This is a genomic window from Aquamicrobium segne (assembly GCF_042656785.1).
GTDB lineage: Bacteria > Pseudomonadota > Alphaproteobacteria > Rhizobiales > Rhizobiaceae > Mesorhizobium > Mesorhizobium segne.
This window is the reverse complement of the sequence record NZ_JBHSLL010000011.1, coordinates 14,214-27,064: the sequence shown is the minus strand read 5'-3', so window position 1 is coordinate 27,064 and position 12,851 is coordinate 14,214. Positions and strand designations below refer to the sequence as shown.

General features: G+C 56.4%; 12 protein-coding genes. 4 read left to right on the top strand and 8 right to left on the bottom strand.

Translation table 11 applies throughout. The features are described from left to right. Positions 1-254: 254 nt before the first annotated feature. Together phaR and ACFPLB_RS02740 are read left to right on the top strand one after the other, a co-directional pair. On the top strand, positions 255-860 hold the full coding sequence (gene phaR / locus ACFPLB_RS02745) for a polyhydroxyalkanoate synthesis repressor PhaR (protein WP_378227749.1): 606 nt from the start codon (positions 255-257) through the stop codon (positions 858-860). Between the two features lie 184 nt (positions 861-1,044). Beyond that, complete coding sequence (locus ACFPLB_RS02740; RefSeq protein WP_378227747.1) at positions 1,045-2,094, top strand: dipeptidase; 1,050 nt, start codon at positions 1,045-1,047, stop codon at positions 2,092-2,094. Here the strand turns inward: ACFPLB_RS02740 and trmD are convergent, their stop codons facing one another. Both trmD and rimM read right to left on the bottom strand, forming a co-directional pair. Further along, positions 2,095-2,775, bottom strand: coding sequence for a tRNA (guanosine(37)-N1)-methyltransferase TrmD (gene trmD, locus ACFPLB_RS02735; RefSeq protein ID WP_378227746.1), 681 nt, complete (start codon positions 2,773-2,775; stop codon positions 2,095-2,097). Next, positions 2,772-3,329: a ribosome maturation factor RimM gene (gene rimM, locus ACFPLB_RS02730; RefSeq protein WP_378227745.1), complete on the bottom strand. Its 558-nt coding sequence runs from the start codon at positions 3,327-3,329 to the stop codon at positions 2,772-2,774. The genes trmD and rimM overlap by 4 nt, the downstream gene beginning before the upstream one ends. A gap of 135 nt (positions 3,330-3,464) precedes the next feature. On the opposite strand from rimM, the gene ACFPLB_RS02725 reads away from it, so the two are divergent. Then, positions 3,465-4,412 carry a tyrosine recombinase XerC gene (locus tag ACFPLB_RS02725; protein WP_378227744.1) on the top strand — a complete coding sequence of 316 codons (948 nt, stop codon included), beginning with the start codon at positions 3,465-3,467 and terminating at the stop codon, positions 4,410-4,412. Between the two features lie 9 nt (positions 4,413-4,421). On the opposite strand, the gene ACFPLB_RS02720 is transcribed toward ACFPLB_RS02725, so the two are convergent. After that, on the bottom strand, positions 4,422-4,592 hold the full coding sequence (locus ACFPLB_RS02720) for a hypothetical protein (RefSeq protein ID WP_378227743.1): 171 nt from the start codon (positions 4,590-4,592) through the stop codon (positions 4,422-4,424). A 66-nt stretch (positions 4,593-4,658) separates the two neighbouring features. Between ACFPLB_RS02720 and ACFPLB_RS02715 the strand changes: the two genes are divergently transcribed. Then, positions 4,659-5,162: a hypothetical protein gene (locus ACFPLB_RS02715; RefSeq protein WP_378227741.1), complete on the top strand. Its 504-nt coding sequence runs from the start codon at positions 4,659-4,661 to the stop codon at positions 5,160-5,162. A gap of 123 nt (positions 5,163-5,285) precedes the next feature. Here the strand turns inward: ACFPLB_RS02715 and lpdA are convergent, their stop codons facing one another. The 5 genes from lpdA to sucD all read right to left on the bottom strand — a co-directional run bounded on the left by lpdA (position 5,286) and on the right by sucD (position 12,849). Beyond that, positions 5,286-6,692 carry a dihydrolipoyl dehydrogenase gene (gene lpdA, locus ACFPLB_RS02710; protein WP_378227740.1) on the bottom strand — a complete coding sequence of 469 codons (1,407 nt, stop codon included), beginning with the start codon at positions 6,690-6,692 and terminating at the stop codon, positions 5,286-5,288. Positions 6,693-6,767: 75 nt separating this feature from the next. Then, positions 6,768-7,280, bottom strand: coding sequence for a hypothetical protein (locus tag ACFPLB_RS02705; protein WP_378227739.1), 513 nt, complete (start codon positions 7,278-7,280; stop codon positions 6,768-6,770). A 17-nt stretch (positions 7,281-7,297) separates the two neighbouring features. Continuing rightward, positions 7,298-8,515 (bottom strand): 2-oxoglutarate dehydrogenase complex dihydrolipoyllysine-residue succinyltransferase, encoded by a 1,218-nt coding sequence (gene odhB / locus ACFPLB_RS02700; RefSeq protein WP_378227738.1) that lies wholly within the window; start codon positions 8,513-8,515, stop codon positions 7,298-7,300. A 26-nt stretch (positions 8,516-8,541) separates the two neighbouring features. Continuing rightward, positions 8,542-11,532 carry a 2-oxoglutarate dehydrogenase E1 component gene (locus ACFPLB_RS02695; protein ID WP_378227737.1) on the bottom strand — a complete coding sequence of 997 codons (2,991 nt, stop codon included), beginning with the start codon at positions 11,530-11,532 and terminating at the stop codon, positions 8,542-8,544. A gap of 414 nt (positions 11,533-11,946) precedes the next feature. Further along, positions 11,947-12,849, bottom strand: a complete 903-nt coding sequence (gene sucD, locus ACFPLB_RS02690) for a succinate--CoA ligase subunit alpha (protein ID WP_378227736.1) — start codon at positions 12,847-12,849, stop codon at positions 11,947-11,949. Positions 12,850-12,851 lie beyond the last annotated feature (2 nt).

Below are 12,851 nucleotides of genomic sequence, written 5' to 3'. Positions count from 1 at the left end.
TTTTCACGATAGCTGTCAAATCGGAAATTGTGGCGGCCAGCCGGACCAGTGCGGGGGAATGCCGGGAAAAAGAAAGCTGCAGAAAAATGCTGCGCAGCATTTCATGGCCGCTGTTGTTTTCGCACCGCACAAAATTTCATGGAACCGGGAGGCATTTGGGCTTATCGTGCCACTCAGTAGACAAAAATAATGTAAGCAAGAGCTTACGTAAATTCCAAGGTCGGATTGGGGATCAGATTGGGGAGAGTGTGTTGATGGTTGCGAAAGATCAGCCGGTGGTCATCAAGAAATATGCCAACAGACGACTCTACAATACCGGAACCAGTTCCTATGTGACGCTGGAGGATCTGGCCGCCATGGTCAGGCGTGGCGAGGAATTTTCGGTGCAGGATGCCAAGAGCGGCGCAGACATTACCCATTCTGTGCTGACCCAGATCATTTTTGAGCTGGAAAACAAGGATGGGCAAAACATGTTGCCAGTCCCGTTTTTGCGTCAGTTGATTGCATTTTATGGCGACCAGATGCAGATGATCGTTCCGTCTTTTCTGGAGCAGTCCATGAATGCGTTTGCGCAGGAGCAGGAGCGGTTTCGGGCGCAGATGAAGGATGCTTTTTCCAAAACGCCCATGGACATGATGAAGATGCCATTGCCCATGAAGGCGCTGGAAGAGCAGACGCGGGCCAATATGGAACTGTTTCAAAATGCCATGCGCATGTTCACGCCACCGATTGCCGCAGCCTCCGGGCCGCAGCCGGAGCAGACGCCTTCGGGCGCAAAAGACAGTGAACGCAGCAGCGATCTTCAGGAGTTGAAGGACCAGATTGCAGCCATGCAGCGCCAGCTCGACAAGTTGTCCTAAAGCATTTTTTATTTTCACGAAAAACGGATGAAATGCTCTAAGCTCTTGTTTTAGGCGCATTGTGCATGCGTCAGATGGTGCCATCTGTATTCAAAAAAATGCTCTAAAGATTTCGTCTGCATCTTTAATTTGCTTCATACAGGCTCAAAACATCCATTTTGCACAGGCTTAAGGACATAATAACGTGACAGAAACGGTGCCGGTTTTTGATGGTCATAATGATACGCTGATGAAACTTTATCAGGCGCGTGAGCCAGATAAGGTCAAGCTGTTTGTCGAAGGCAGTCCATCCGACTGGCATATTGACCTGCCGCGCGCCAAAAAGGGTGGTTTTGCAGGGGGCATGTTTGCCGTTTTTCCGCCGCCGGTAGGAGCCATGCGCACACGGGTGACCATGCCTGCATTGGACGAGCCGCTGGCTGCCGAGCTTGACTATGGTGATGCGCTTTCTTCCACCATGGCCATGATTTCCATTCTGCTGCGGCTGGCGCGGGCAGAAGCGTTTCATCTGTGCACCAAGGCTTCAGACATTCGTCAAGCGATCGCGCAAGACAGGCTGGCCGTCGTCTTTCACATTGAAGGGGCTGAAGCCATTGGCGCAGACCTTGCCGAACTCGACCTGTTTCATGCCGCAGGCTTGCGTTCGCTTGGCATTGTGTGGAGCCGGCCTAATATATTTGGCCATGGCGTTCCGTTCCGTATGAATTCAACGCCCGATATTGGACCCGGTCTTACGGATGCCGGTAAAGCGCTGGTGAAAGCCTGCAATGAGTTGCGCATCCAGATCGACCTGTCGCATCTGAACGAGCAGGGCTTTCGCGATGTTGCTTCACTAAGCACCGCACCGCTGGTTGCCACCCATTCCAATGTTCATGCCCTGTGCCCGCATGCCCGCAACCTGACAGCGTGGCAGCTTGGGGCTATCTGTGAAACCGGCGGCATGGTGGGGGTAAATTTCGCCACCGGATTCCTGCGTGAAGATGGCCGGATGGACCCGGATACCGGGCTTGAGGTGATGGTTCGCCATATCGATGCGCTGATTGAGGCGCTGGGTGAGGATCATGTCGGCTTTGGTTCAGATTTTGATGGCGCCACGATTCCTGCCGCTATCGGTGATGTTGCGGGCCTGCCATCGCTGATTTCTGCTCTTGCCGACAAAGGCTATGGGCGTGAGTTGATTGAAAAAATTGCCTGGAAAAACTGGGTAAATGTGCTGGAGCGCACGATCGGATAATTATTTGAGCAGGTCTGGCCGTCTTTCGCGGGTCAGATTTTCGGCCATTTTTCGCCGCCATGCGGCAATTCTGGCATGGTTGCCGGATGTGAGCACGTCGGGAATGGCGCGGCCTTCAAATTCCTGGGGCCGCGTATAATGGGGATGTTCCAGCAAGCCGCCTTCAAAACTTTCCTCTACCCCTGACAATTCATTGCCCATGACGCCGGGCAGCAGGCGTATGACGGCGTCGAGCAGCACCAAAGCTGCCGGTTCTCCGCCGGAGAGGATATAGTCGCCGATTGACACTTCCTCCAATTGCCGTGCCTCAATCAGCCGCTGATCGACGCCTTCAAAGCGGCCACATAAAATGACGACGCCCGGCCCCTTGGCCAGTTCACGCACACGCTTTTGTGTCAGCGGGCGGCCGCGCGGGCTCATCAACAGGCGCGGGCGCGGGTCGGATGGGGGGGTTGCCTGATCGATGGCGCGCGCCAGCACATCGGCGCGCATCACCATGCCCGCACCGCCGCCTGACGGTGTATCATCGACCGTGCGGTGGCGATCTGTGGCAAAGTCGCGGATTTGCACCGTTTCCAGTGACCACGCCCCGGTTTCAAGTGCGCGCCCGGCCAGTGACAGGCCAAGTGCGCCGGGAAACATTTCAGGATAAAGCGTCAGGATGGATGCAGAAAAGCTCACGGCTTGTCTCCCATGTCTTTAGCCTCTTCCTCCTCGTCATCATCAGTGAGCCCTGCCGCCAGCGCATCAATACGGATAAAGCCGTTTGCGATGGAAATTTCAGGAACGGCGGCCAGCGTGAAGGGAATGAGCACAGCTTTGCGGCCTGCAATTTTCAAATCAAGAATATCGCCACCGCCGAAATTCTGCACAGCCAAAACCTTGCCAAGCGTGGCGCCTGTCTCGTCGCGCACATCAAGGCCGATCAGGTCGGCATGATAAAACTCGTCTTCTTCTTCCGGTTCCGGCAGGGCTGAGCGATCGACAAACAATTCTGTCCCCGTCAGTGCTTCGGCGGCATTGCGGTCCTTGACCTGTACAAAGCGCACCACAACCATGTTGCCGGCAGGGCGGATGCTGTCCACCTCGAAGGCGCGGCCATCGCTGGTATAAAGCGGGCCATAATCGCCTAGTGCCTTGGGGTCGGAGGTAAAGGTTTTGACGCGCAATTCACCCTTGATGCCATGGGGTGCGCCAATCACGGCCATCTGGACGGGATTTTCAAGTTTGGCCATGGTTCTTTTAAGTTCCTCGCGGTTTTTTGTCCTAAAGCGTGCCGCAATTTTTTTAAGATCATGCTCTAGATGGGCAAATACGGTTTTTCAAGCAAGCTTCACTGCTTCCTAACCCAATGGGGGGATGATGGTCGCATGAAGACACAGGAACAATTTCTGATTTCGGCCAAACCGGACCTTCAGGCAGCGCGGACTGAATGGCTGGCCTCGCTGGCGGGGGAACGGCGGCTGGCTGCACTGACGGTGGACGCTTATGAGCGTGACACGCGCCAGTTTCTGCAATTTCTGACCGGCCATTTGGGGGAGCCGCCCGCAATTTCCGACATAGCGGAGTTAAAACCGGTTGATCTGCGCGGCTTTCTGGCTTCGCGCCGGAGTGCGGGGGCAGGCCCGCGCACATTGGGGCGCGGCCTTGCCGGTATTCGTTCATTGCTGCGCTTTCTGGAAAAGCGCGGGCTGGTTAATGCGGCGGGCGCAGCAGCCTTGCGCACGCCGCGCCAGCCAAAATCCTTGCCACGACCCTTAACGGTTCAGGATGCAAGGCGTGTGGCTGCAGCAGGTGAACAATTGACGGAGATCCCGTGGATTGCAGCGCGCAATGCTGCGGTTTTGAGCCTGCTTTATGGCTGCGGCTTGCGTATTTCTGAAGCTCTTGACCTTGCCGGGCAGGATATTGTCACAGGCAATGAAACTGCCTTGCGCATTATTGGCAAGGGCGGCAAGACGCGGCTGACGCCCTTATTGCCTGTCGTGGCGCAAATGGTGATCGAATATCGCCGCTTGTGCCCTTACCATCTGGAGGCAGAAACACCGCTGTTTCGTGGCGCCCGCGGCGGGCCGCTCAATCCGGCCATTATCCAGCGTGAAATGGCAAAATTGCGCTCAGCGCTTGATCTGCCGGATACGGCAACGCCGCATGCGCTGCGCCATTCCTTTGCCACGCATTTGCTGGGGCGCGGCGGTGATTTGCGCATCATTCAGGAATTGCTGGGCCATGCCAGCCTGTCAACCACGCAAATCTATACCGGGGTCGATACGGCACGGCTCATGGAAATTTATGAACAGGCCCATCCGCGCATGTAACAGCGGCAATCACATTATGGGTAAAATGCCAGTCTCTAAACGGATGTTGGCCCCTATCTGAATGCGGGCCATGTCTTTTTGTCCGGTTCTGAAGGGTGTGTCGAAGGCTTTCATCAAGCTGGCTTTACTGCCATCATGGCTTGTTGAAGCAGCTATTTGCAGTCTTTCGGGCAGGGTCATGCAACCTGACGGCGTCTTTTGCGTTAGTCTGGATCGCAAGTTCCTTTTTCAGGAGGACAAACAAAAATGGTTAATCCTCAAACGCCCGGCCCGCAATCGCCAGATCACAACGACCCCAGGCGCTCCGATCCCTTAAGCTCAACCCCGCCACCGCCGGGTGGAGGTGGCCCGGGTGGAAGTGGCAGCATCTGGCTTGTGGTGCTGATCGCCATCATACTGGCGCTGGCAGCCTATTATATCCTGGCCGATTCTGGACAGGAGATGGACGCGCCGCCTGCTGTTACGCAGGAAACGCCTGACTCCGCCCCCGTTGACCAGGCCCCTGTTGACCCGGCTCCCGCTGAGCCTGCGCCCGCACCCGCGCCTGTTGAACCGGCTCCGGCACCAGAAGAGCCTGCGCCAGCACCGATGGAACCGGCGCCAATGGAACCAGTTCCTGAAACACCGGCCCCTGAAATGATGCCGGCTCCCGAAACACCGGAATCGGAAGCTCCAGCTCTTGAAACTCCGGAAATGGAAACACCGGCACCAGAAGAGCCTGTGCCCGAGCAGCCGGAGCCGGTAAACTGATTTTCAGCCGCATTTATGCGACGCCAGATGTAATCATCTGTACTTGCAAAATGATCTAAAAAAGCAAACGGCCCGCCAATTGGCGGGCCGTTTTTCATGAATGTTTGTAAAGAACGCAACTGGTTACATATGAATCGGCTTGGCGAAAGTGGCAAGTGCCGCTTCCTTTATCGCCTCCGACATGGTCGGATGTGCGTGGCAGGTGCGGGCCAGATCTTCCGATGAGCCGCCAAACTCCATCAGCACGGCTGCTTCATGGATCATCTCGCCAGCGCTGAAGCCGACAATATGAACGCCCAGAACGCGGTCACTTTCCTTGTCGGCCAGCACTTTGACAAAACCTTCCATATGCTGCATGGCGCGCGCCCGGCCATTGGCGGTGAATGGGAATTTCCCGGCCCTGTAGGCGACGCCTGCTTTCTTCAGTTCGTCCTCGGTTTTGCCGACGCAAGCCACTTCCGGGCTGGTATAGACGACACTTGGGATGACATCATAATTCACGTGTCCGGCCTGACCGGCGATGGTTTCGGCGACAGCCACGCCTTCATCTTCTGCCTTGTGGGCAAGCATCGGGCCTGCAACAACATCGCCGATGGCGTAAATGCCGGGCACATTGGTGCGCAGATTTCCATCAGTCCTGATGCGGCCGCGCTCGTCCATATCAATACCCGCCTCCTGAAGGCCAAGCCCTTGCGTATAAGGTTTGCGGCCGGTGGCAACCAGCACAATGTCGGCCGTGATGGTCTCGGCCTCACCGCCCTTGACCGGCTCAAAGGTCACGGAGGCGCTCTTGTCGCCCTTTGTGACGCCGGTGACCTTGGAGCCGAGCTTGAAAGCAAAGCCCTGCTTGGCCAGCATGCGCTGGAACTGGCGGGTTACTTCGCTGTCCATGCCGCCCAAAATGCTGTCGAGATATTCAACCACGGTGACTTTTGCGCCAAGCCGCGCCCAGACCGATCCCATCTCCAGCCCGATAACGCCGCCGCCAACCACGATGAGGCTTTCCGGCACTTTTGGTAGTGACAAGGCGCCGGTGGAAGAAACGATGGTGGTCTCGTCAATATCGACTTCAACACCGGGGATTCCGGCAATATCGGAGCCGGTGGCGATGACGATATTTTTGGTCTCGATCTCCTCAACCTTGCCGTCTTCGCTGGTGACGGCAACCTTGCCAGCAGCCACGACCTTGCCGGTGCCGTGAAAGGCTGTGATCTTGTTTTTCTTGAACAGAAAGGAAATGCCGGTGACATTGGCCGCAACAGTGGCGTCCTTATGGCCCATCATCTTTTCAAGATTGAGTTTTGGTGCGGGAATTTCAATGCCAAGTGCTTCGAAAGACTGGCCAGCCTCGGCAAACATTTCAGAAGCGTGCAGCAGGGCCTTGGAAGGGATACAGCCGATATTGAGGCAGGTGCCGCCAAATGTTTGACGCCTTTCGACCACGGCAACCTTGAGACCAAGCTGGGCCGCCTTGATGGCGCACACATAGCCGCCGGGGCCCGAGCCGATAACGACGACATCATAAACCATGGTTTTATTCCTTTTCTGCTGGCCGCCAGGCCATATATTACAGGTGTAGCGGCCAGATGGCGCGCTGGTGAAAACCTATTCCTGACAGCCGCTCAGCCTGAAAATATCTTCGGGAATGTCTTTTGCATCTTCACCGAAAATGGCAGCCTGATGCAATGCCGGACCAAGATCAGGCAGGATCAGCGCTTGCGGGGCCGGTGTTGCTTCAGCAGGCATCAGGCTGGCCTTCCCGTCTTGTCCCACAGCATAGAGCGGTCCTTCCCAAAGCGTGCATTCGGCAATTTCCTCGCCGGTGACATCGCCTTCGGGGCATTGATAATGCAGTGAAGCATAAGGGCGCGGCGTTTCCTTGCTCCACATGACAATGCCATCAAGCTGGATGCCATTGCGCAAATTCATCCTGAATGTGTTGGTCACCACCATGGAGTGTCCGGTGGGCCGGAAATCAATCCCGGCCATTTTGCTGCTGTCTTCATAGACAGACAATTCGACCGGACAGGCGGCCTGCGCTGTCGGGATATGGGCAACGAGTATGGCAACAAGGCAGATTGCCCTGCCGCCATGCCTGACAAGATATTTTGCCGCCACGGATGACAGCCCTCCGATCAGAGATCCAGAACCAGACGCTCCGGGTCCTCCAGAGTTTCCTTGACGCGCACGAGGAAGGTCACGGCTTCCTTGCCATCAACAATGCGGTGGTCATAAGACAGGGCCAGATACATCATCGGACGAATGACGATCTCGCCACCAACCACCACCGGGCGCTGCTCGATCTTGTGCATGCCCAGAATACCGGATTGGGGGGCATTGAGGATCGGGGTCGACATCAGTGAGCCATAGACACCACCATTGGAGATGGTGAAGGTGCCGCCCTGCATGTCGCCAAGCGCCAGCTTGCCGTCACGGGCAGCCAGGCCAAGGCGGGAAATTTCCTTCTCAACCTCGGCAATCGACAGGCTGTCGGCATCGCGGACCACCGGAACGACAAGCCCCTTGTCGGTACCAACCGCAACACCGATATGGGCATAATTCTTATAGATGATGTCGGTGCCGTCGATCTCGGCATTGATGGAAGGAATTTCCTTGAGCGCATGGGTGACGGCCTTGGTGAACAGCCCCATGAAGCCAAGCTTTACGCCATGCTTCTTCTCAAACAAATCCTTGTATCTGGCGCGCAGATCCATCACCGGCTTCATGTCCACCTCATTGAAGGTGGTCAGCATGGCAGCGGTGTTTTGCGCATCCTTCAGGCGGCGCGCAATGGTCTGGCGCAGCCTTGTCATGCGCACCCGCTCTTCACGCACCTCGTCTTCGGCGGCAGAAGCAGGGCGCGCAACAGCAGGCGCTGCGGCTGGTTGAGGGGTGGGTTGGGCGGAAATTCCCTTGGCGACAGCCTCAAGCACATCGCCCTTGAGCGCCTGACCGCGTTTGCCGGACCCTGCAATCTGATCGGCCGACAGCGTGTTTTCAGCCAGCAGCTTGGCTGCTGATGGGGCAGGCGGCATGGCAGATGTGCTGACTGGTGCTTCGCTGGCGGCAGGCGCTGGAGCAGCCGCTGCAGCAGGAGCAGATACAGCAGCTCCCTTGCCTTCGCCAATCGTGCCCAGCAATGCGTCAGGATTGACGGTTTCGCCTTCTTGGGCGGTGATCTCGACCAATGTGCCTGCGGCTGGTGCTGGCACTTCGATCGTCACCTTGTCAGTTTCAAGTTCGACCAGCGGTTCATCGACAGCAATCGCATCGCCGACTTTCTTGAACCATTTGCCGATCGTGGCCTCGGACACGGATTCGCCGAGAGTGGGAACGCGAATTTCAGTAGCCATTGTGCCTGTCCGTTCTCTTTATCCAGTTATTGTTGACCGAGTGCATCTTCAAGGAAGGCGGCAAGCTGCGCTAGATGCGTCGACATGAGCCCGGTTGCCGGAGAGGCGGCGGCCGGGCGGCCAGTATAGCGTACACGCTGGTGCTTTGCGTCAATATGGGCAAGCACCCATTCCAGATAGGGTTCGATGAACGACCATGCGCCCATATTTTTGGGTTCTTCCTGACACCATATCATTTCCGCATTGCGAAAGCGCGACAGTTCGGTAATCAACGCCTTGGCCGGGAACGGGTAAAGCTGTTCCACGCGCAGCAGATAGATGTCGTCAATGCCGCGCTTTTCGCGCTCTTCGTAAAGGTCGTAATAGACCTTGCCCGAGCACAGGACGACGCGGCGGATCTTGGAATCTTTCACCAGCTTGATCGGCTGGTCACCAAGATATTGCGCATCATCCCACAAAAGCCGGTGGAAGCAGCTTTCGCCTGACAGTTCGGCAATGGTCGAGGTGGCGCGCTTGTGGCGCAGCAGCGACTTTGGCGTCATCAGGATCAGCGGCTTGCGGAAATCGCGCTTCAACTGCCGACGCAGGATGTGAAAGTAATTTGCCGGTGTGGAGCAATAGGCAACCTGCATATTGTCTTCGGCGCAAAGCTGAAGAAAACGTTCCAGCCGCGCTGAGGAATGTTCAGGACCCTGGCCTTCATAGCCATGCGGCAACAGGCACACCAGACCCGACATGCGCAGCCATTTGCGCTCACCCGATGAGATGAACTGATCAAACACCACCTGCGCGCCATTGGCAAAATCGCCAAACTGCGCTTCCCACATGGTCAGTGTTTTGGGAGCTGAAAGCGAATAACCATATTCAAAGCCGAGCACGGCCTCTTCCGACAGCATCGAGTTGATGACCTCATAACCGGCTTGCGCTGCCGAGAGGTTGTTGAGCGGAATATAGCGGTTTTCATTGCGCTGGTCGTAAAGCACGGAATGACGCTGGGAAAAAGTGCCGCGTTCTGAATCCTGACCGGAGAGACGGATGTGATTGCCATCGAGCAGGATTGAACCAAAGGCCAGAGCCTCGGCTGTTGCCCAGTCAATGCCCTCGCCGGTTTCAATGGCGTTGCGCCGATTGTTGAGGAAACGCTGAATGGTGCGATGGACCTCGAAATCCTTCGGCACTTCGGTGAGTTTCTTGCCCATTTCCTTCAGCGTCTTGGCCGGAACGGCGGTCTTGCCGCGGCGCAGTTCGTCCTGATGGTCAGCCACACGCAGACCGGACCAGACACCATCCAGCCAGTCTGCCTTGTTGGGCTTGTAGCTTTGACCGGCTTCGAACTCTTTTTCCAGATGTTCGCGCCACTGCGCCTTCATGGCGTCGATCTCATCTTGTGTGATCAGGCCCTCGGAGATCAGGCGCTCGCCATAAAGCTGCAAGGTCGTCTTGTGAGTGCGGATGGCGCGGTACATGATCGGCTGTGTGAAGGCTGGCTCATCGCCCTCATTGTGGCCAAAGCGACGATAGCACAGCATGTCAACGACGACGGGCTTGTGGAATTTCATGCGAAATTCCGTGGCCACCTTGGCGGCAAAGACCACCGCTTCAGGGTCATCGCCATTGACGTGGAAAATCGGCGCTTCAATCATCTTGGCGACGTCAGACGGATAAGGTGACGAGCGCGAATAACGCGGATTGGTGGTAAAACCGATCTGGTTGTTGATGATGAAATGCACAGTGCCGGCAACGCGATGGCCGCGCAGGCCCGATAATCCTAAAATTTCGGCGACCACGCCCTGACCGGCAAAGGCGGCGTCGCCGTGGATCAGCAGCGGCAACACCCGAACACGTTCAGAGAGCGGCACAATTTCCTCGCGGTTGCGACCGGCAAGCTTGTCTTGTTTGGCGCGCGCCTTGCCCATCACCACCGGATTGACGATTTCAAGATGTGAAGGATTGGCTGTCAGCGACAAATGCACCTCATTGCCGTCGAAAACGCGGTCTGACGAGGCCCCCAGATGGTATTTCACATCGCCTGAACCTTCCACATCGTCGGGCGCAAAAGAGCCGCCCTTGAATTCATGGAAAATGGCGCGGTGCGGCTTGGCCATGACCTGGGACAGCACGTTGAGGCGGCCGCGATGGGCCATGCCAAGCACGATTTCCTTCAGGCCGAGTGCCCCGCCGCGCTTGACGATCTGCTCCAGCGCCGGGATCAGGGATTCGCTGCCATCAAGGCCGAAACGCTTGGTGCCCTTGTATTTGACATCGATAAACTGCTCAAAGCCTTCGGCCTCGACCAGCTTTGACAGGATGGCCTTCTTGCCTTCGCTCGTAAAGGTGATTTCCTTGTTGGCGCCTTCGATGCGCTCTTGAATCCAGGCTTTTTCTTCCGGGTCGGAAATATGCATGAATTCGACGCCAAGCGTCGAGCAATAGGTGCGGGTCAGAATGTCGAGCATCTGGCGCACGGTGGCATATTCGAGGCCTAAAACATTGTCGAGGAAGATGGGCCGGTCATAATCGGCTTCCGTAAAACCATAATTTTGCGGCGACAATTCATTGTAGTCTTCCTGCGGGTTGGCAATGCCCAGCGGGTCGAGATCGGCATGCAGATGACCGCGCATGCGATAGGCCCGGATCATCATGATGGCATGCACGGAATCGCGCGTTGCCTGATGCACATCGACATTGGAAAGCGGGCTTTGGGCGTCAGAGGACTTTTCCTTGACCTTCTTGCCGATGGTTTTTTCGATCAGGCCCCAATTGCCGTCAAAGGCTGAAACCAGCTCGCCATTTTCCGACATTGGCCAGCCGGGCCGTTTCCATGAAGCGCCTTCGGCGTTTTTCTTCACCACGGAGGCATCGTCTTTCAGGGCGCTGAAAAAATCCTGCCATTCCTGATCGACAGATGAGGGCTCGTCCTGCCATGCGGCATGGAGGGCCTCGATATAGTCGGCATTGCCGCCATAGAGGAAGGAGGTGAGAGAAAATTGATCGTTGTTCTGGTCTTGTCTCGACATGTCGCTTTGAAGCCTTTGCTTCAACTCCTGACGGTTAGCGGCGCTGCTGCCGATGGATGGGTGGTGATACCACCCTTTGGGTTCAAGTCCCCTCCTTAGGCCCCTTATATGGAGCCATTTGCCGGGCAGGAGGACCGCCCGGCAAGTGCCTGGAGGATGATGGCTTTTCTTAGATCGCTACCATACTCCAAGCCTTTATTTGTGCGCATGATCTTATCCAAAAAGTCTGCAACTTTTTGGGATCATGCTCTAGTGGTTCGTTTCCAACATTTGCATCCCATTTGTATCGGACGCGGGGCAAATGTTGGAAACAACAGAACCACTAGCAAGCCTATGATTCTAGTGGAATTTCTAAATTTGACATTCGATCTCGAGGCCGACATCAAGCAGGTGTCGAATGTCAAATTCATTCCACTAGCCCTTGATGGCTTCAACCAGCGTTGTTCCCAGTCGTGCCGGTGAGGGCGAAACCCGGATGCCGGCTGCTTCCATGGCGGCAATCTTGTCTTCGGCTCCGCCCTTGCCGCCGGAAATGACAGCACCGGCATGGCCCATGGTGCGGCCCGGAGGGGCGGTGCGTCCGGCAATAAAGCCAGCCATCGGCTTTTTGCGGCCGCGCCTGGCTTCATCGATGATGAATTGTGCAGCCTCTTCTTCAGCCGAGCCACCGATTTCGCCGATCATGATGATCGATTGCGTGGCCTCATCGGCAAGGAACATTTCCAGCATGTCGATGAATTCAGTGCCCTTGACCGGATCACCGCCAATACCGACGGCAGTGGATTGGCCAAGACCTTCATTGGTGGTCTGGAACACGGCTTCATAAGTCAGCGTGCCGGAGCGTGAGACAACGCCAACCGAACCCTTGCGGAAGATATTGCCGGGCATGATGCCGATCTTGCATTCGTCGGGGGTGACGATGCCGGGGCAGTTGGGACCGATCAGGCGTGATTTCGACTTTTCAAGCCGGGCCTTGACCTTGACCATATCCATGACCGGGATGCCCTCGGTAATGCACACGATCAGTTCCATTTCAGCCTCAATGGCCTCAAGAATGGCGGCAGCTGCCCCTGCCGGGGGCACATAGACGACTGAAGCCGTGGCGCCGGTCTTTTCACGCCCTTCAGCGACGGAAGAAAAAATCGGCAGCGTGTCGCCCGCAGCGCCGGTCCAGCTTTCGCCGCCCTTCTTGGGGTGAATGCCGCCAACCATCTGCGTGCCATGATAGGCCAGCGCCTGTTCCGTGTGGAAAGTACCGGTCTTGCCGGTCAGGCCCTGAACCAGAATTTTTGTGTCTTTATTGATGAGAATGGACATCG